19 protein-coding genes are annotated in these 19,940 nt (G+C 58.3%); 17 read left to right on the top strand and 2 right to left on the bottom strand.

Annotation, left to right across the window (positions count from 1 at the left end):
- The first annotated feature begins 2 nt into the window (after window positions 1-2).
- From hisH to rfbC, 15 genes are all read left to right on the top strand, one after another.
- Window positions 3-629, top strand: a complete 627-nt coding sequence (gene hisH / locus AC1DIX_RS18815; protein WP_477326437.1) for an imidazole glycerol phosphate synthase subunit HisH — start codon at window positions 3-5, stop codon at window positions 627-629.
- On the top strand, window positions 619-1,386 hold the full coding sequence (locus tag AC1DIX_RS18820) for an AglZ/HisF2 family acetamidino modification protein (RefSeq protein WP_477326439.1): 768 nt from the start codon (window positions 619-621) through the stop codon (window positions 1,384-1,386). The genes hisH and AC1DIX_RS18820 overlap by 11 nt, the downstream gene beginning before the upstream one ends.
- Complete coding sequence (locus tag AC1DIX_RS18825; protein ID WP_477326441.1) at window positions 1,383-2,522, top strand: N-acetyl sugar amidotransferase; 1,140 nt, start codon at window positions 1,383-1,385, stop codon at window positions 2,520-2,522. Before AC1DIX_RS18820 ends, AC1DIX_RS18825 begins: the two co-directional genes overlap by 4 nt.
- On the top strand, window positions 2,522-3,679 hold the full coding sequence (locus tag AC1DIX_RS18830; RefSeq protein WP_477326443.1) for a glycosyltransferase family 4 protein: 1,158 nt from the start codon (window positions 2,522-2,524) through the stop codon (window positions 3,677-3,679). The genes AC1DIX_RS18825 and AC1DIX_RS18830 overlap by 1 nt, the downstream gene beginning before the upstream one ends.
- Complete coding sequence (locus AC1DIX_RS18835) at window positions 3,676-4,203, top strand: acyltransferase (protein ID WP_477326445.1); 528 nt, start codon at window positions 3,676-3,678, stop codon at window positions 4,201-4,203. Before AC1DIX_RS18830 ends, AC1DIX_RS18835 begins: the two co-directional genes overlap by 4 nt.
- 43 nt (window positions 4,204-4,246) lie before the next feature.
- Entirely contained in the window at window positions 4,247-5,401 is a 1,155-nt protein-coding gene (locus AC1DIX_RS18840) for a glycosyltransferase family 4 protein (protein WP_477326447.1), read from the top strand.
- Window positions 5,398-6,711, top strand: coding sequence for a hypothetical protein (locus AC1DIX_RS18845; protein ID WP_477326449.1), 1,314 nt, complete (start codon window positions 5,398-5,400; stop codon window positions 6,709-6,711). Before AC1DIX_RS18840 ends, AC1DIX_RS18845 begins: the two co-directional genes overlap by 4 nt.
- 25 nt (window positions 6,712-6,736) lie before the next feature.
- The gene (gene wecB, locus AC1DIX_RS18850) at window positions 6,737-7,852 is read left to right on the top strand and encodes a non-hydrolyzing UDP-N-acetylglucosamine 2-epimerase (RefSeq protein ID WP_477326450.1); all 1,116 of its coding nucleotides are present in this window, start codon (window positions 6,737-6,739) and stop codon (window positions 7,850-7,852) included.
- An 18-nt stretch (window positions 7,853-7,870) separates the two neighbouring features.
- Window positions 7,871-8,980 (top strand): glycosyltransferase family 4 protein, encoded by a 1,110-nt coding sequence (locus AC1DIX_RS18855; RefSeq protein WP_477326452.1) that lies wholly within the window; start codon window positions 7,871-7,873, stop codon window positions 8,978-8,980.
- A complete protein-coding gene (locus AC1DIX_RS18860) occupies window positions 8,964-10,016 on the top strand; it encodes a DUF1972 domain-containing protein (protein WP_477326454.1) in 1,053 nt (350 codons plus the stop codon). The genes AC1DIX_RS18855 and AC1DIX_RS18860 overlap by 17 nt, the downstream gene beginning before the upstream one ends.
- Before the next feature lie 178 nt (window positions 10,017-10,194).
- Window positions 10,195-12,975, top strand: coding sequence for a YjbH domain-containing protein (locus AC1DIX_RS18865; RefSeq protein WP_477326456.1), 2,781 nt, complete (start codon window positions 10,195-10,197; stop codon window positions 12,973-12,975).
- A 94-nt stretch (window positions 12,976-13,069) separates the two neighbouring features.
- Window positions 13,070-14,128 (top strand): dTDP-glucose 4,6-dehydratase, encoded by a 1,059-nt coding sequence (gene rfbB, locus AC1DIX_RS18870; protein ID WP_477326458.1) that lies wholly within the window; start codon window positions 13,070-13,072, stop codon window positions 14,126-14,128.
- Window position 14,129: 1 nt separating this feature from the next.
- Complete coding sequence (rfbD, locus tag AC1DIX_RS18875; protein WP_477326460.1) at window positions 14,130-15,017, top strand: dTDP-4-dehydrorhamnose reductase; 888 nt, start codon at window positions 14,130-14,132, stop codon at window positions 15,015-15,017.
- 10 nt (window positions 15,018-15,027) lie between these two features.
- Entirely contained in the window at window positions 15,028-15,906 is an 879-nt protein-coding gene (rfbA, locus tag AC1DIX_RS18880; protein WP_477326462.1) for a glucose-1-phosphate thymidylyltransferase RfbA, read from the top strand.
- 22 nt (window positions 15,907-15,928) lie between these two features.
- A complete protein-coding gene (gene rfbC, locus AC1DIX_RS18885) occupies window positions 15,929-16,480 on the top strand; it encodes a dTDP-4-dehydrorhamnose 3,5-epimerase (RefSeq protein ID WP_477326464.1) in 552 nt (183 codons plus the stop codon).
- Window positions 16,481-16,573: 93 nt separating this feature from the next.
- Here the strand turns inward: rfbC and AC1DIX_RS18890 are convergent, their stop codons facing one another.
- A complete protein-coding gene (locus AC1DIX_RS18890) occupies window positions 16,574-16,861 on the bottom strand; it encodes a hypothetical protein (RefSeq protein ID WP_477326466.1) in 288 nt (95 codons plus the stop codon).
- A gap of 246 nt (window positions 16,862-17,107) precedes the next feature.
- Window positions 17,108-17,389, bottom strand: a complete 282-nt coding sequence (locus AC1DIX_RS18895; protein WP_477326468.1) for a hypothetical protein — start codon at window positions 17,387-17,389, stop codon at window positions 17,108-17,110.
- A gap of 325 nt (window positions 17,390-17,714) precedes the next feature.
- On the opposite strand from AC1DIX_RS18895, the gene flhB reads away from it, so the two are divergent.
- Window positions 17,715-18,872 carry a flagellar biosynthesis protein FlhB gene (gene flhB / locus AC1DIX_RS18900; protein WP_477326470.1) on the top strand — a complete coding sequence of 386 codons (1,158 nt, stop codon included), beginning with the start codon at window positions 17,715-17,717 and terminating at the stop codon, window positions 18,870-18,872.
- Window positions 18,873-18,908: 36 nt separating this feature from the next.
- The coding region (locus AC1DIX_RS18905) for an FHIPEP family type III secretion protein (RefSeq protein ID WP_477326472.1) at window positions 18,909-19,940 on the top strand (1,032 nt) is incomplete at its 3' end.

Below are 19,940 nucleotides of genomic sequence, written 5' to 3' on the forward strand. Positions count from 1 at the left end.
ATATGATTTCAGTTATCGACTACGGAGCCGGCAACGTTGGCTCGGTGATCCGCATGATCGAAAAGGTAGGTGGCAGCGCACGTCGTGTCTCGTCGCCTGCCGATATCGCCAGCGCCGAAAAGCTGATACTTCCGGGTGTCGGTGCATTTGACTACGGTATGGGCCAGTTGGCACAGCTCGGACTGATCGAAGCGCTGAACGAGGCTGCACTGCAGCGCAAGATTCCCTTCCTTGGCATCTGCCTGGGCATGCAGCTCATGTGCAATCGGAGTGACGAAGGCAGCGCACGGGGACTGGCATGGATCGATGCCGACGTAAAGAAGTTCGCTTTTCCCGAAGGTGCCGGCGTACCCGTGCCGCACATGAGCTGGAACGTGGTGGACATCCGTAATCCCAATCCGCTGATGGACAACGCCTTGCCGCGAACCCGCTATTACTTCGTTCATTCCTATCGTGTGACCTGCAATGACGAATCGGATATCGCTGCAACCGCCACCTATGGCGGTGACACCTTCGTCGCTGCCTTTTCGCGCGATAACCTGTTCGGCGCACAGTTCCATCCCGAAAAGAGCCATCGCTTTGGCATGGCCATCATGACGAAATTCGTAAGGTTGAACAATGATCAGTAATCGCGTCATTCCAACCCTGTTGCTACAGGATGGCGGCCTGGTCAAGACCCGCAAGTTCAAGGATCCGAAGTATGTCGGTGATCCAGTCAATGCGATCCGGATTTTCAACGAGAAGGAGGTCGATGAGCTGATCGTCCTCGACATCCAGGCTTCCAAACGCGGCAAGGAGCCGGACTACGCACTCATCGGCGAAATTGCCGGCGAGTGCTTCATGCCCTTGTGCTATGGCGGCGGCGTGCGCTCACTGGACATGGCAGCGCGCATTTTCGATTGTGGGGTCGAGAAAGTTTGCATCCAGTCGGCGGCGTTCGACAACATGAACCTGATCACCCAGATCGCCAACCGTTATGGCAGCCAGGCGATCGTGCTGTCGGTTGACGTCAAGCGCGATTGGCTGCGCCGTCCGAAGCTATACCAGTCCAGATCAAGGAAAACAGATTCCCAAGACTGGACCGACTTCCTGCGCCGCGGCGTGGAAGCGGGGGCTGGTGAGGTGGTCGTCAACGCTGTCGACCGCGACGGCGAATTGTCCGGCTATGATCTCGAACTGGTAAAGCGTGCTTCGAAGCTGGTGCCGGTACCGGTCATCGCGTCAGGCGGCGCGGCTAGGCTGGAAGATTTTCGCGCAGCTATCGAAGCCGGTGCCGCCGCCGTTGCAGCCGGCGCAATGTTCGTGTTTTACGGCCCGCACCGTGCCGTGCTGATTACCTATCCTCAATACGAGGAATTGGAAAAAATTATTGGAGTAAATAAATGAACACAGCACAGCAGGTATGTGCGCGCTGCATCATGGATAGCAGCGTTCCGAATATTTCTTTCGACGCTGCTGGCGTGTGTAATTACTGTTCCGAATACCTGGAGCAATGCCATCATGTACTGTACGAACGGCCCGAGGTCAAACAGACCAAACTTTTAGAACTGGTGGCCAAAGTAAAACAGCAAGGCGCCGGAAAGAAATACGACTGTATCATCGGCGTTTCGGGTGGCGTGGACAGTTCCTGGGTCTTGGTGCAGGCAGTCAAGCTCGGCCTTCGCCCGCTGGCTGTCCACATGGACAACGGCTGGAATTCGGAGCTGGCACAGCATAACATCGCCACTTTGGTACAGCGTCTCGGAGTTGACCTGCACACGACAGTCATCGACTGGCATGAATATCGCAAATTGATGCAAGCATTTTTCGATGCCGATGTCATCGATGTGGAACTGCTCTACGATAATGCCGCGTTGGCGGTGAATTACCGCGAAGCTGCTCGTAACGGCATAACCTATATTCTCGCAGGAACAAATTCCGCGACGGAAGGCATGCGCATGCCCGAAGGCTGGAACTGGTTGAAGTTCGATAAAAAAAACATCAAGTCAATCGGCAAGCGTTTTGGCAACGTACGCATCCGCAGCTTCCCCTCTATCGGGACTTTTGACTTTTTCCGCTTCCGTTTCATGAATGGCATTCGCTGGACCTCGATTCTGGATTTGATGCCCTACAATAAAGCGGATGTCTTGCGCGAGCTGCAGGAAAAGTACGGCTATAAGCCTTACCCTTATAAGCATTACGAATCGATCTTTACCCGTTTCTATCAAGGCTACATCTTGCCGAACAAATTCGGTGTGGACAAGCGCAAACTGCACCTCGGTACGCTCGTCGCCTCCGGCCAGATGAACCGTGACAAGGCCCTGCTGGATCTGGAAAAGATCGCGTATCCGGATGAAGCGCAATTGGCGGAAGACCGACAATACTTCCTAAAAAAGATGGGTTGGACCGACCTTGACCTGCAAACTTATTTAAAACGTCCCAGCATTCCTCACGATGCCTACTCCTCTGAGGTCGGCCTCTGGAGTTTCGCCAGCAACATGTTGCAGCGCCTGCGTGGCAAGGCCGCCAAGAAGGGGACCTGATGAGGCTGTTAGTATTCTGCGACAATTATCCTAAGCCAGGGCCGGGATATGCCGACAGCTTTGTTCGATTCAGGCTGGAATCATATTTGAAGACGTTCTCAGGTGCTGAGATCCTTGTTGTAAAGCTCGCACGTCATAGTTCGTCCACCGATAATTACGAGCTCGGTGGTGTTCGTATCGAGCATCATTCGCGCGAGAGCCTGCCTGCACTTTTGGCAAGTTTCAAGCCCGATGTCATGCTTGCACATTTTATCCAGGCTCATTTGTGCCGCGTCCTGCCGGACCTGAGCGCTGCTCCACTGTTGGTTTGGATCCACGGCGAGGAAGCCTTGTCGTGGCGCCGTCGTCTTTTTTACCTGAAAACCTTGGGATTGGGTGGTTTCCTGCGGTATATTGCTTCAAACCATAGGCAGCGTGCCGCGATGGCGTATTTGTTCCGGCGCTCGAACCAGGTCAAAGGCAAGATCCGCTTCGTGTTCGTATCGAACTGGATGCGTGACGTAGCGGAGTCAGATGTAGGCGTCACACCGAAGTATTCGAATATCATCGCGAACTTCATCGACGACGAGTTTTTCGCGTATCGGCAGAAAACTGAAGGGATGAACAAGAGATTCCTGCTCATCCGTTCTTTCAATTCCGCCAAATATGCAAACGACCTGGCAGTGGCAGCGATCGAAAAACTGCATGCAGCGTATCCTCGTTTTAAAGAACTGGAATTCACGGTGGTCGGTTCCGGCAAGCTCTGGGAACCCTTGACTTCGCGAATCCGCTTTGACAACGTCAAACTGGTGAACAGAAGTCTGGATCATCAGCAAATCCGTGAGCTGCACGCAGCGCACGGGATTTTTCTATGCCCGACGCGCCAGGACGCGCAAGGTGTCTCCATGTGCGAGGCAATGTCCAGCGGCCTTGTGCCGATTGCGTCGAACAATACAGCAATCCCCGAATACCTGACTCCGTTGGAGGGTTACCTTTGTGATTCGGTTGATGACATGGTGAAGGCGATGATTGAGCTGGCGGAAGACGAGCCGAAGTTCTTGTCGAAATCTAAGAATTCCGCGTACTCAATGCGCAAGCGAACCGACTATGCCGCAACAATCCAGAAAGAAATCGAGCTGATCAATTCTGTCATGCGTGAACAGGCATTGCCCGCATGAGCCGGCTGATCAGGAAGGTTTGGCTTGGCCTGTTCCAGGCTTCCAAGTTCATTCCGGGCAGCGCGCGTTCCTCATTCGGTTGCCGGGTGCGTGTATTCCTGTTACGCCGGCTCGCGCATTCCTGCGGCAATGGCGTGAACGTGCTCGCAAACGCAGAGATCGGTGCGCCGCACAACTTGAGCATCGGCGACAACTCCGGCATCGGCCTTGGCTGCTACCTCAGTTGTCTGGATACGGTGTCGATCGGGTCACGCGTGCTGATGGGACCTGGCGTGATGATTTTCACCTCGAATCACGTTTGGAACGAGCGGGAGAGGACGTATTTCCGGCAGGGCGAAACGCATGCTCCGGTCGTGATCGAGGACGACGCGTGGATTGGTGCTCGTTCCATAATCCTGCCGGGCGTAACGATAGGAAAGGGCTGTACGGTAGCCGCCGGCTCGGTCGTTACCCGAAGCACGACTGATTATTCGACGGTGGCTGGCGTGCCAGCGGTTCAGATTCACTTAAAGCCCACTTTTTGAAGCGCGCGGTTATTTTATGAGCAGTTCTCAATTAAGCATTGTCATGTTCTCCGCATTGCTCAGCCATGGTGGCGGGCGCGAAACCTGGCTGAACAATGTGCTGCCAAAACTGGTGGAATCGCGACGGTTCTCGTCGATTGACGTCTATTACATTGCAGACGAAAGCACCGATGTGCATAAAAAGATCAGCGCCTTTGAGAACCCCGGCGTACGCTTCATCGAAACCAGATTGCCAGTCGGTGCCGGCAAGTTCCGCTCCCTGCATCGGATCCTGATGTTCTGCTCCAGCGTGATTGGCAAACTTCGCGCGCAGTCTGGGCAAAAGCACTATGTTTTGGCAATCGGTACTTTTTACGAAGGTGCGATCTTGGCGCTGCAACGGATACTGTCCAAGCGACCGGGGGTATTGGTCGCATGGATCCGTGGCGTCTGGTCCAAAGAGATCAACCACCGGCACGCTGGTGGCATGCGCGATCTGATCTGCCGTTTCGAAAAGCTGTTCTTGCGCAGCGCGGATAAGGTCATTTCGAATGGTCATGACACGAAATTATTCTATGAAGCGTTGTTGCAACGGCACGTCGAAGCAATCCCCAACGCACTCGACATCGCCAAATATGCGGCGGTCAAGCGGGCAGCGTTTTCGTCGCCGCGCAAGGTCGTATCGTACATCGGCCGGCTCAGCGAGGAAAAAGGCCTGCGCGCTTATCTCGAGGCGATCGCGTATTACCTCTCCACTGGTTCCGGGTCAGGCAATATCGTGTTCGATATCGTTGGAGACGGGCCCCTGCGGCCGCTTGCGGAAGAGTTCAGCGCGAAATATCCGGAGCAAGTCAGGTTCCTTGGGCCGGTCGCCAACGAAAACATGTTGGGTTATCTGGAGACGATCGATGCCGGGGTCTGCTTGACGTACTCGAAACAGTCGGGCGGCGGCGGCGTCTCGAACGGCCTGCTCGAACTCATCGGCGCGGGACGTCTCGTCATTGCATGGGACTCGCTCATATTCAAGCAGGTGCTGGACGATAGCCAAGCTGCGTTCGTCGAGGAAAGCGAGATCCCAGCCTTGGCTGCGGTATTCGCGGCGGTCGATGCCCGCGCTGAAGAGATGAAGGACAAGGTCCGCGCGAGCGCATCGGTACTCGAACTTTATTCGCTCGAGCGCCATGTCGACCATTTCGTGAAGTACATCGGTATCCAATGACCGGCTCCGGATCACAAGCGACTGGGCTTCCCGTAAACGGCACCTTTGGAAAGCGCGGTCATGTCCATTACCTGATCTTCATGCTGGCGGTCGTCGATACGTTTGGCGGACTGGTGCAGAGTTTCTTTCCGGCTTCACTATTGTTGCGCGCCTGTTTGGTCGTCTTCCTTCTGGGACACCTGGCGGTAACTTCCGCTAACCGTCCGCGCCAAATGCTGCTCTGGTCGGTTGTGTTGTTGTATTTCGTGGCGCGGCTGCTGGTCGATTTTCTACGCGCGCCCGAACAGAGCATCCTTTCGGTCGAGGGCGGCGCAACCATGAAGCTCTTGTATTTCCCCCTGCTGTACGCTTACCTGAAGGCGCAATTCGAGAAGGGAAAACTGACGAACGGCGATTTTCGTCAAAGCGTATTCTTGTATGGTGTCCTGGTGCTCGTTTCGCTGCTACTAGGGGGCGTGACCGGACTTGGCGGAACTATTGGCGGTCGCGGAATCGAGATGGAAGGCGGCAAAGGATTCATGATCGGTGCTAACGAAGTTGGCCTGATGCTGATCCTGACCCAGCCTTTCCTGCTGTATTGGCTGACAGCCAAAAGCAGGAGTGTCCTGCTTTCCGGTCTTGCCACAATGGCGACGTATGCGCTTGCGGGAGTCTATGTTTTTACCAAGTCATCATTGATCTCGACCTGCGTCGCGGTGTATTCGGCAATCTGCGGATTCAAAAAAGGAAATGCCGCCACACGCTTGCTGGTATGGGTTGGCTTGGCCGCGATTGTGCTTTTTACTGCACGCGCGGTCGTCGCGAACCTGGATGCAATCCAGGAATTCGCACGCACTACATTTTTCTCGTCCCTGTTCGACGGCGGTATCGTTTCCTTCCTGTTCCGCGGCCGCCAAAACTATATCGACGCGATCTTTCCTCAATTGCTCGACCACGATATGAATGGCCTGTTTTACCTATTCGGGGCCGGCGAGCATTTCATGCGTGAAATATCGGTGGCACCTTTGCAGTTGTTGCCCGGCGAAGGTACAACGTTCGAAATGGATTTCTTCGATCTGTTTGCCGCATATGGTCTGATAGGGACTGTCCTCTATGGTTACACCGTCTGGCAACTGATCAAGCGCTCGAACGTAGGCAAACTTCCCTCAGACGTCGGGTTGGCGATCATCTGCGTACTCGGCCACGCATTCATGGCTGGACACGTTCTGTTTTCACCGCAAGTCACGACGATATTGGCACTGCTGCTGCTTTCCTATGCGAATCCGGAATCCGCGGAACAGAGCGTGTCGAACCGTAATTTTATTAATTGAATTGAGCCGTAAAGAGTTCCTAAGAATGAAAACTGTACTGATTGTATTTGGCACCCGCCCCGAAGCGATCAAGATGGCGCCGGTGGTTGCCACCTTACGCCGCAGCCACGTATTGAACGTCAAGGTTTGCGTCACTGCCCAGCACCGTGAAATGCTGGACCAAGTGCTGCGGCTGTTCGACATCACGCCTGACTACGATCTGAACCTGATGCGGGCGGGCCAGGATCTGTCCGATATCACGGCGCGCGTGATCACCGAGATGCGTCCGGTGCTGGCCGACTGCCGCCCCGACATCGTACTGGTCCATGGCGATACGACAACAGCCATGGCGGCGGCGCTCGCGGCTTTCTATGCCCGTATTCCGGTCGGCCACGTCGAGGCTGGCCTGCGTACCAGCGACATCTATTCGCCATGGCCGGAAGAAATGAACCGCCGCCTGGTAGGACGCATCGCCACCAAGCATTTCGCACCAACGCAGACTTCGCGCGACAGCCTGCTGGCAGAAAACGTTGCACCCGGAACGATCTGTGTCACCGGCAACACCGTCATCGACGCGCTGCTCGACGTAGTGCGTCGCCTGGAAACTGACCAGGCCCAGATTAGGGCAATGGAAGAGCGTTTCAGCTTCCTCGACCGCAGCAAGCGCCTGCTATTGGTGACCGGGCATCGCCGCGAGAACTTCGGCGGCGGTTTCGAGAACATCTGCCGCGCGTTGGCGATTCTCGCCGAGCGCCAGGATCTGGAAATCGTTTATCCGGTACACCTGAATCCGAACGTCCAAGAGCCGGTCCGCCGGCTGTTGGGAGACAACGGCAACGTCAAGCTGATCGAACCACTTGAGTACCTGCCGTTCACCTACCTGATGAAGCGCGCCGATATCGTGCTGACCGATTCTGGCGGCATCCAGGAGGAGGCGCCTTCGCTCGGCAAGCCGGTGCTGGTCATGCGCGACAATACCGAGCGTCCGGAAGCGGTGGCAGCAGGCACGGTACGCCTGGTCGGCACTGATCCCGACCGTATCGTCAGCGGCGTTAACGAATTGCTCGACAATCCTGCCGTTTATGCACGTATGGCGGAAGCTCACAATCCTTACGGCGATGGCCGGGCCAGCTTACGCATCCGCGAAGCACTGGAATCCTGACCAGCATATCTGAATACGATGAAAGTACTTTTCCAATCCCGCTCGACGCTGTTCAGCGTGCCAGGCGGCGACACCGTGCAGTTGATGAAGACCGCAGAATCGTTGCGCGCGCGCGGCGTCACCGTCGACATCTCGACCGAACTCGAACCTTCCCTTGCCGGTTATGACCTGGTCCATCTGTTCAACCTGATGCGCCCGCAGGAAGTCTATGTGCAGGCTGCAAATGCCAAGAAGCAGGGTCGTCGCGTGGCCCTATCCACGATCTATGGCCTGTACACGGAATATGAGCGCAAAGCGCGGCCGGGACTGGCCGGCCTTGTCAGCCGTAACTTGTCTCCATGGCAGGTCGAGCGTTTGAAGGTCTTGGCCCGAGCGGTGGCGAACGGCGAGTTCAGTCGTGGCAGCATGCTGGTGGCCGCGCTAGGTTACCGCACCCAGTGTTCGCGGCTGGCAGACCTATCGGATGTATTCCTGCCGAACTCGGAGAGCGAGATGCGGCGAGTCCATGCGGATTTCGAGGCATCCCGCACCAAGCCCTATGTCGTGGTGCCAAACGCCGTCGACACGGCGGTCTTCAATCCCGACACCGTGACGATGTCGGACGAGGTGCGCAAGTTCGAAGGCTGCGTGCTGAGTGCGGCCCGCATCGAAGGCCGCAAATGCCAGCTGGAGCTGGTGCGCGCCGTGCGCGACTTGCCGGTAAAACTCGTATTGATCGGTAAGCCTGCGCCGAACCATGCCGGATACTACGAAGCCGTTAAGCGCGAAGCTAACGACCGCGTGTTCTTCCTGGGCCAGATCCCGCACGACCAGCTGGCGCAATACTACACAGCGGCCAAAGTCCATGCCTTGGTCAGCTGGATGGAAACCCCTGGCCTGTCTTCGCTGGAAGCAGGGGCTATGGGCAGCAATCTGGTAATCACCGAAAAAGGCGATACCCGCGATTATTTTGGGAACGACGCGTATTATTGCGATCCCGAGTCGGTCGATTCGATCCGACAGGCCGTGGTAGCCGCGCTGGAAGCCCCGCGCAATCTGGCCCTGCAGCGCCGAATCTGCGACGAATTCACTTGGCAGAAAGCTGCTGACATGACGTTGAAAGGTTACCATCTTGCGTTCCGACAATAAATCTCCCCACATCGCATTTATCGGCAGCGTCGGTATTCCGAACCGTTACGGCGGTTTTGAGGCCTTCCTCGAGCATACGACCCCTTTCATGCTGAAGGGCGCCGAATCAGTCACTGTCACGTGCGACAAATCCGCCTATCCGGACGCCGAAGGCGCCTATAACGGCGTCGATCGCGTATTCCTGAATTGTCCGGCAAATGGTGCGGCGTCGCTGCTGCACGATCTACTGGGCTTTTTCGCCGTGTTCGCGCGTTCTTCGCACATCGTGGTTCTCGGTGTGTCTGGCGGCTTATGGTTTCCGCTATTCCGTTTAATGTGCGGCCTGACCGGCAAGCGCCTGCTGGTGAATGTCGACGGCGTCGAGTGGAAGCGTGGGAAGTTTTCGAAGCCGAAACGCTTGTTCCTGCGCCTTCTGGACTACCTCGCACAGCGTTTCGCGCACAAAGTGATTATCGACAGCGATGCGCTCGAACCACACTTTCCACGCAAGACCTTCTGTGTGGCCTATCCTGGTGACCACGTGATCCGGCTGAGCAGTGCGGAACGCAAAGCGCATGCCGCGCTGACGATCTGCCGCATCGAGCCCGAAAACAATATCGAAATGCTGATCCAAGGCGTGCTCGAGTCGAAACACCATAACTACACTATCATCGGGAACTGGGATCGCAGCGAATATGGTACCTCTCTGCGCAAGAAATATGCGGACAATCCGCGCTTGAACCTGCTCGATCCGATCTACGACCCGCAGCAACTCGCATTTTACCGTGAAACCTGCTCTTCCTACATTCACGGGCATTCGGTTGGCGGCACCAATCCTTCGCTGGTCGAGATGGTTTACTACGATTGCCATATGTATTGCCTCGACGTTGTCTACCATCACTCGACGGTTGGCGAACACGCTAGTTACTTCACCAACGCTAAAGCGCTGGCCGAGCTGCTCAACGCAGAGGATGGAAAGCCGATGGAGCGCGACGAGCTGCGTCAGCGTTATAGCCGGGACCGCATTTCCGAAACCTACCTCAAGATGTGTGCGTAATCACCAGCGATGCGGCGCGCACGTCGCCGCTGTATGCGCCAGCTAATGAATCGACCAGTCCTGTTCGTGTGGACCTGCAGGATTCGCCTTCACCATTTATCGGTTAATTATTTTGATAACAGCATTACGTGACTCCATCAAATACACTTGGTGCGGGTATCTGATCATCTGCAGCCCGGTGCTTGCAGCGACGCCGAACAACCAAGGACAGTCCGGCTACATCAACATGCCGAACGCCATCGTCGAGCCGGACGGCACGTTTTCGGTCGGTTATAGCGGAGACACGCCGTACAGCAACTTCTGGGCTAGTACGACGCTGTTGCCATTTCTCCAGCTTACCGGGCGTTACATTGCGATCAGTGGCACGCCCCAGTTCGAAAACATTAGTGACAATCCTTATTGGAAGGGATACGGGCGTTACAAGGACAAGGTTGCAGATGCAAAGATCCAGCTGTTGACGGAGACCGAATGGCGTCCGGCGGTGGCAGTCGGTATCAAAGACCTGCAAGGTACCGGATTGTTCAAAGGTCGGTATGTCGTGGCCACCAAGTCGTTTGGAGAGTTGCGTAACCTGGAAGCCAGCGTCGGTTTCGGCAAGGACCGTCCAGACGGAGCCTTTGCCGGGTTGCGCTGGTATTCGCCGACCATGCGCGGCTTCGCCCTGTCTGCGGAGTATGATGCGACCAATTATCAGGCCGAGTTCGAATCCGCTTTCACCGGTGCCGCTAAACACAAGAAAGGCCCAGTTGTCGGCCTCGAATACCGCTGGGGCTGGCTAGGTGCCCAGGTCGCCCGCCACCGCGACCACTTTAGCGCCAACGCCTACGTCAGCATTCCGTTCTCCGAGCGCGAGTTCATCCCAAAGCTATACGAGCCGGCGCCTTTCGATCCGAAGAAGGCGCCCGCGCGCGTCACCGCAGCCGAATGGCAGCAGGACGGTAGTCGCGGTGCGGCACTGGCGCAGGCCCTGGTCAAACAGAACTTCAAGAACGTGCGCGTCGAACTCGACAGCGGCGTCCTCAAGCTCACGCTGACCAACAATCGCATTTCGAACATGGGCCGCGCGGTCGGCCGCGCGGCGCGCACCGCGCTCGCGTTCGCGCCCGAAGGTACGCGCGCGATCCACATCACCTATACCAGGCTCGAACAGCCGATCGCGACCTACGAGTTCCTGGACCTGCAGCGTCTGACCGATTACTTGACCGGCCTGGCAACCCGCGACGCTTTCCTGCAAACCGTGGCGGTGCGTTATTCGACGCCGGCAGATCGTATCGATGACCAGCAGGGCCTGCTTGCTGCCGTGCGTGAAGAGGGCACAGGACTGGCAGTCCAGACTGGCCGTGACGGCAATATCGTCCAGGTTGTTTCCGAAGACCGGGAAGCAAACCGTTTCAAGACCGTCCCCAAGATCGCCTTCTTCTTCAACGATCCCAGCGGCGCGCTGCGTTACGAAGTGGCGGCGGCGGCCAACTATGACAAGCGGCTGGGGCAGGGTACTTACCTGAACAGCGCGTTCAAGCTGGACCTGTTCGAGAACGTCTCCGGCGTGACCCAGGCGTCGAACAGCCTGTTGCCGCACGTCCGAACCGACATCGCCGAATACAAGCGCGGCGGGCGCTTCAAGATGAACCGCCTGCTCGTCAACCAGTACCTGACGCTCGACGAGCGCTTGTATGCGCGTGCATCGGCGGGCTTTTACGAAGAAATGTACCGCGGCTTGGGCGGGCAACTGCTGTATCTGCCGAAGGACAGCCGCTGGGCCGCAGATGTCAGCGTCGACGCCCTGCAGCAGCGCGGCTACAAAGGTTGGTTCGACAAGCTGGACTACAAGACCGTCACAACTTTGGGCGCCTTGCACTACAAGCTCCCGTACGATGTCACGGCTACTGTCCGCGTCGGCCGCTTCCTGGCACGCGACGAGGGCGCGCGTTTCGAGTTCAAGCGGCGCTTCTCATCGGGTGTCGAAATTGGCGCCTGGTACACCAAAACCAACGGCAAGGACATCACGAGCCCCGGTACGCCGACCAATCCGTACAACGACAAGGGGGTATTCCTGTCGGTGCCGCTGAACATCATGCTGCCCTCGGATACGCAAGCAACGGCCGGTATCGGCCTGTCGCCCTGGACCCGCGACGTCGGCCAGATGGTTGCCAGCCCAGGCGACCTGTACGACCTGTTCGAACAGTCACGCCGCGACCTGACGACCTACGACGGTCTCGGCAACTTCGCCGAGCGCCGCGACGAGCAGAAGCTGCCGGCCGTGAATCCGCCGGTGCAGCCGATGCCGAATATGTGGCCGATCTTCCGCTATCGCCTGGAGCAGTCGTTCTCGAACACGCCGACCCTGCCGCAGTGGGCCAAGGGCACGCTGCTGGGCGGCGGCGCAATCCTCGGCGGTGCTTTGCTCGACAAGCCGGTCGACCGCTTCATGGATAAGCATGCAGATTCGCGTGCGGCGCGCGCCTGGGACAACGTGGGCAAGGGCATGCCGGTGCTGCTGGCTGGTGCTGCCGCGGGCGCGGTGGCGCTGGGCGATGCGCGCGCGCAGAACATGGGCATTATCTCGCTGGAATCGATCGCCGGCGCGGCGGCCGTGTCGATCGCGACCAAGCGCATCGTCGGCCGTGCGCGGCCGAGCGAAGGCCAAGGACAGTGGAGCAAGACCTCGGACCGTTCCAATGCTTCTTTCCCATCGAACCACAGCACGGTCGCGTTCGCGGCGGTGACGCCGTTCGCGCAGGAGTACGATGCCCCATGGCTGTATGGCCTTGCCGCCGCCAGCTCGATGGGCCGCGTCGCCGGCCGCCAGCACTGGGTGTCGGACGTGGTTGCCGGCGGCGTGCTCGGTTACGCCATGGGCAGCTGGCTGTGGCAGACCCAGCGTAGCAACAATGGCTCGAGCTTTGCCGTCGCGCCGGGGCCGAAGTCGCTTAGCGTGGCTTGGGGCGGCAGCTATTAAATATCTTCATGGACGCAGAGTCTCGCAAATTTGTGGATCTGACGTCCATCTTGCAACATTCTCTGCCTGACACAGCTACTTGGAGTGTATTCACATGATTTTAACGACCGGTGGCGCCGGATTTATTGGTAGTAATTTTGTTCTCGATTGGTTCGCGGCATCTAATGAAGCCCTCGTTAACCTCGACATGCTGACGTATGCCGGCAACTTAGAAAACCTGGCAAGCCTGCGCGATAATCCGCAGCACGTCTTTGTCAAAGGCGATATCGGCGACGTCGACCTGGTCTTGCAACTGCTGAAAGAGCATCGCCCGCGCGCCGTCGTGAACTTTGCTGCCGAGAGCCATGTCGACCGCAGCATTCACGGTCCCGGGGATTTCATCCAGACAAACATCGTCGGCACCTTCCACCTGCTCGAAGCAGTTCGGGAGTACTGGAACGGCTTGCCGGAGCAGGGAAAGGCGGAATTCCGCTTCCTGCACGTCTCGACCGATGAGGTATATGGCTCCCTGGGCAAGGATGACCCGGCGTTCCGCGAGACCAACCGCTACGAACCGAACAGCCCCTATTCGGCAAGCAAGGCCGCCAGCGACCATCTCGTGCGGGCCTACCATCATACGTATGGCTTGCCTGTACTGACGACGAATTGCTCGAACAACTATGGTCCGTATCATTTTCCGGAAAAGCTGATCCCCCTATGCATCCAGAATGCACTGGGCGGCAAGCCCTTGCCGATCTATGGCGACGGCCAGCAGATCCGTGACTGGCTCTACGTAAAGGACCATTGTTCGGCGATTCGCCGCGTCCTCGAGGCTGGCAAGATAGGGGAGGTCTATAACGTCGGCGGCTGGAACGAAAAAGCCAATCTGGAGGTGGTCGGCACCCTGTGCGAGATTCTTGACGAGCTCAGCCCGCGCGTGGACGGCAAGTCGTACAAGACCCAGATCGCCTTCGTGACCGACCGCCCGGGACACGACCGCCGCTATGCGATCGACGCAACCAAGCTCGAGCGGGAGCTCGGGTGGAAGCCCGCCGAGACCTTCGAGACAGGCATCCGCAAGACCGTACGCTGGTATCTCGACAACCAAGAATGGGCAGGCAACGTCGCCAGCGGCGCTTATCGCGAGTGGGTCGGCAAACAATACGGAGCTTGAGTTGAAGATTCTCGTCACCGGAAAAAATGGCCAGGTCGGCTTCGAGCTACAGCGCGCGCTTGCCCCGCTGGGCGAAATCGTCGCCGTCGATCATGCGGAATGCGACCTGGCGGATGCTGCCGCAGTCCGCGAACTGGTGCGTCGCATCGCGCCCGGCGTGATCGTCAATCCCGCTGCCTACACCGCCGTGGACAAGGCGGAGTCCGACCATGCGACCGCGTTTGCGGTGAACGGGCAGGCGCCTGGCGTGCTGGGCGAAGAAGCCGCGCGACTGGGCGCCTTGGTGGTGCACTATTCCACCGATTACGTCTTCAATGGCAGCAAGCAAGGCGCCTACGTGGAAACCGACCAACCCGACCCGCGCAGCGTGTATGGCAGCACCAAGCTGGCTGGCGAACGCGCCCTGGCCGCAGCGCATGCGCGCCACCTGATCCTGCGTACCAGCTGGGTGGTAGGAGCACATGGCGGCAACTTCGCAAAGACCATGCTGCGTCTGGCGGCCGAGCGCGACCAGTTGAGCGTCGTGGCGGACCAGTTCGGTGCGCCGACCTCGGCAGCCCTCCTGGCCGACCTGACGGCGCAGCTGATCCGCCAGTACCAGCGCGAGGGAGCGGCGGCGTTCCCATATGGGACCTTTCATGTCAGCGCATCGGGGGAAACGAACTGGTGCGAGTACGCCCGCTTTGTGATTGGTGAAGCACTGGCGGCCGGCAAGGTGCTCAAGGCAGGTCCCGACGCCGTGATGCCGCTTGCCACCCCGCAGTACCCGACGCCAGCCAGACGCCCAGCCAATTCGCGGCTTGATACGAGTCTGTTCCGTTCGACTTTCGGCTTGCGGCTTCCGCCTTGGCAGGAAGGCGTACGGCACGTGCTGCAGCAGATTTTTTAAAGAGGTAATCATGTCCGATTCCAAACGCAAGGGGATCATCCTCGCCGGTGGTTCCGGTACGCGGCTGTATCCTGTGACCCAAGCCGTCAGCAAGCAATTGATGCCGGTGTACGATAAACCGATGATCTATTACCCGCTGAGTACCTTGATGCTGAGCGGTATCCGTGATGTGCTGGTCATCAGTACCCCGCACGATACGCCGCGCTTTGCGGAATTGCTGGGGGACGGCAGCCAGTGGGGCATGAGTATCCAATACGCGGTGCAGCCCTCGCCGGATGGACTGGCGCAAGCCTTCCTCATCGGCCGTGACTTCATCGGCAACGATCCAAGTGCACTGGTGCTCGGCGATAACATCTTTTATGGCCATGACCTGGTGAAGCAACTGCATAGTGCGAACGACCGTAACGACGGGGCAACGGTATTTGCCTATCACGTGCACGATCCTGAACGCTATGGTGTAGTCGAATTCGATGCCAACCAGCGTGCCATCAGCATCGAGGAAAAGCCGACGCAACCGAAGTCGCACTATGCGGTCACGGGGCTGTATTTCTATGATAATAACGTTTGCGGCATTGCTGCCRACATCAAGCCATCCCCTCGCGGCGAACTCGAGATCACCGATGTCAACCAGTGCTACCTCGAGCGCGGTGCGCTCGAGGTCGAGATCATGGGACGTGGCTTCGCTTGGCTGGACACTGGTACCCATGACAGTCTGCTGGAGGCAGCGAGCTTTATTGCGACCCTGCAGAAACGGCAAGGTCTGCAGGTTGCGTGTCCGGAAGAGATCGCTTTCCGCCAGGGATGGATCAGCGCTGCCGATCTCCAGAAGCTGGCATCGCCGTTATCCAAGAATGGCTACGGCCATTACCTGTTGAACTTGTTGATGTAAAACCTGTTGAAGTAAATCCTGTATGCCCTACACCGTTACTCCCACCGCCATTCCCGATGTCCTGGTACTCGAACCGAAAGTCTTCGGCGATGCGCGCGGCTTCTTTTTCGAAAGCTTCAATGCCCGCGATTTCCGCGAGGTTACCGGCCTGAATGTCGACTTCGTGCAGGACAACCACAGCAAATCGGCAAAAGGCGTATTGCGTGGCCTGCATTATCAGATCCAGCATCCGCAAGGCAAACTGGTGCGTGTGGTCCAGGGCGCCGTGTTCGACGTTGCCGTCGACCTCAGGAAAGCTTCGCCCACGTTCGGGCAATGGGTGGGCGAAGTGTTGAGCGCGGAAAACCATAAACAGTTATGGGTACCGCCAGGCTTCGCTCACGGCTTCGTGGTGCTGAGCGATTCGGCCGAATTCCTCTACAAAACCACGGACTACTGGTATCCCGAGCACGAACGCAGCCTGCTGTGGAACGACCCCACCGTGGGTGTTGCCTGGCCGATCGACGGAGTGCCACAGCTTGCGGCAAAAGATGCCGCCGGTAAGCTGTTCGGCGCGGCTGAGATGTTTGGCTGAGCGAAGCTTCGCTTCGGCGTAAAAAGAAATGGCTGCCAATAAGCAGCCATTTTTGCTATTACCTCGACGTAAGGTGCGTATCCCGCCAAGCGATCAATGATGGGTGGTGGCCGAGTGATTGGTGGTCGAATCGTTATCCGACGAAGCGACGGCGATGGCCGCGATGGTTGCACCGACGGCGATCAGGGTGCCGGTCGACACGCCAGCCAGTGCGCCCGAGCCGAAGAAGCCGCCCGAAGAGGTGCTGGCTGACGCGGCAGTGCCGGTCTGCGCCGGTGCGGCGTTACCGGCGTTCGAGGTAGCCGAAGCGGCGCTTTCTTGTGCCAGCACTTGGGCCGACAGCAGACTCAGGATGGCGCCTGCAGCGATGATTTTTTTCATGATTTCCTTTAGAGCGATATAAAGATGGTGACGCAGCAAGAACTTGTCGCCGTCCAGATTATAGCAACTGAATATTGTAGTTCTGCACTAAAAACTATCTTGGCAACTCCTTGCCAGCGGAGCGGGATATCGATCATGACACAGCGGCGCTCGCATCCCTATAAAAAACGGCCGCTCATTTGCATGAGAGGCCGTTCTTTGCAACCAAACCACATCGCAGGGACGACTAGGTGTCCCGCGATACGATTAGTGGTGAGTAGTGGTCGAGTGGCTGATGGTCGAATCGTTGTCCGAAGCAGCGACGGCAACGAAAGCGATCGCAGCGCCGATGGCGACTGCGGTGCCGGTCGACATGCCAGCGATGGTGCCCGAACCGAAGAAGCTACCCGAGGAGGTCGCGTTGGTCGATGCGGTGCTGGTCTGTGCAGCAGTGCTATCGGTAGTCTGGGCAGCGGCCGGGGCATCTGCAGCGAAAGCTTGTGCCGACAGCAGGCTCAGGATGGCGCCGGTAACGAGGATTTTTTTCATATTAAGTCCTTTTGATTCAGTAAAGGGGGTCAGCAATACTTAGTTGCTACGAGATTATAGCAACGAAATCTTGCTTTTGATTACTATAGGCCTGCCTGTTCGGCAACTCCCTGCAAAAAGTGTGAACAATTTTCCACTTGTTTGCAATACTAGAGTGTACAGCAATTATTTTCAGAAAATCTCACCGTTTCTAACCGTGCCTCGATAGTGAAGGTGAAAAGGCGCGTTTTCCCCCTCTTGTTCGCTCTATAGCCTCACGGCAACATCTGGAATAATCCCATCCTGAACCAAAGCCGGCAGCGCAGCCGGCGCAACAGGAGCGGGAATGGCGGAGAGCAGCAACGCAGAAAAGACAGAACCAGCGTCAGCCAAACGCTTGCGTGACGCACGCAAGAACGGCGACATTCCCCGCTCGCGCGAAGTTTCCACCTTTACCGTCCTGATGACCGCCGGCGCCGTCCTGTGGATGCTGGGTGGCGGCGTCGTCAACAAGCTGTCGAGCACGCTGGCGCGCGGCCTCTCGCTCAACCGCGACCAGATCACCAACCCGAACCTCCTGATCGAACGCATCACCGCCGATATCGGCAGCGTGATCCTGGCCTGCCTGCCGCTGGCGATCGCCATCATGCTGGTCGGCGTGGTGTCTCCGCTGCTGATCGGCGGCTGGAACTTCACCTCCAAATCCTTCATGCCGAACTTCGGCAAGATGAATCCGCTGAACGGCTTGGGCAACATGGTCTCGACCAACTCCCTGATCGAGCTGCTGAAAGCCGTCGCCAAGACCCTGCTGGTCGGCGCGGTGGCCTGGTACGTACTGATGAGCGAGAAGGACGCCGTGATCGGCCTGGCGCTCGAGCCGCTGGGCACCGCCACCGGTCACCTCACGAGCCTGCTGGTCAAGGCCTTCATGATCATGGTGGGCTCGCTGGGGGCGATTGCCGTGCTGGACGGTCCGTACCAGAAATGGCATTACTCCAACAAGCTGAAGATGACGCGCCAGGAAGTGATCCAGGAATCCAAGGAGTCGGACGGCAATCCCCAGATCAAGGGCAAGATCCGCCAGCTGCAGCGCGAGATGGCGCGCAAGCGCATGATGAGCAACGTCCCGACCGCCGACGTGGTCGTGACCAACCCGACCCACTTCGCAGTGGCGCTGAAGTACGCCGACGGCCAGAAGGGCGCGCCGCGCGTGGTGGCCAAAGGTACCGACGAGGTCGCGGCCAGGATCCGCGAGATCGCGAAGGAAAACAAGGTCGCACTGCTTGAAGCCCCGGCCCTGGCCCGTGCGCTGTACAAGCACGCCGACATCGACGACGAGATCCCGGAAGCCCTGTACTCGGCGGTGGCCGAAGTGCTGGCCTATGTGTACCAGCTGCGCGCCTACACCAAGGGCAGCAGCGACCACTATCCGGACCGCCCGGACAAGCTGCCGGTGCCGCCGGAGATGGACCCATTCAATCCGGCGTCGCAGCAAAAACACTAAGCAACAAACAAAGAAAGCAATCGAGGAAATCAAGCAATGAACGGCTTCAGACTACCGGCCTGGCTCCAGGGCATCGCGGGACGCGGCAACGCCCTGGCGGCGCCTATCCTCATCATCCTGCTGCTGTCGATGATGATCCTGCCGCTGCCGGCCTTCGCACTCGACCTGTTCTTCAGTTTTAACATCGCGATGTCCGTCATCGTGCTGCTGACGGCCCTGTACACGGTCAAGCCGCTCGACTTCATGGCCTTCCCGGCGGTGCTGCTGGTCACCACCCTGCTGCGCCTCGCGCTGAACGTGGCCTCGACCCGCGTGGTGCTGACCGAAGGCCATACCGGCGGCGCGGCGGCCGGCAAGGTGATCGAAGCCTTCGGCCACTTCCTCATCGGCGGCAACTATACCGTCGGCCTGGTGGTGTTCATCATCCTCACCATCATCAATTTCATGGTCGTCACCAAGGGTGCCGGCCGTATCGCCGAGGTGGGCGCGCGCTTCGCCCTGGATGCAATGCCGGGCAAGCAGATGGCGATCGACGCCGACCTGAACGCCGGCCTGATCGGCGAGGCGGAAGCCAAGCAGCGCCGCGCGGACGTGGCGATGGAAGCCGAATTCTATGGCTCGATGGACGGTGCCTCGAAGTACGTGCAAGGCGATGCGGTGGCCGGCATCCTGGTGACCCTAATCAACGTGATCGGCGGCCTGATCGTCGGCATGCTCCAGCACGACATGGGCTTCGCCGACGCGGTCAAGAACTACACCCTGCTGGCCATCGGCGACGGCCTGGTCGCGCAGATCCCTTCGCTGATCATCTCGATCGCGGCCGGTATGGTGGTGTCGCGCGTGGCCAGCGACAAGGACGTCGGCGAGCAGGTCATCGGCCAGCTGTTCGGCCGTCCCATCGTCATGTATATCACCGGCGGCATCATCGGCGGCATGGGTCTGATCCCGGGCATGCCCAACCTCGTGTTCCTGCTGCTGGGCAGCGTCCTGATCGGCGCCGGCTGGCTGGTCGAACGGCGCCTCAGGAACGCGCCGGCGGGAAGCGGGCCGCGCGCGACGGGCGCGGCC

The organism is Massilia sp. 05N420 (genome assembly GCF_056397205.1).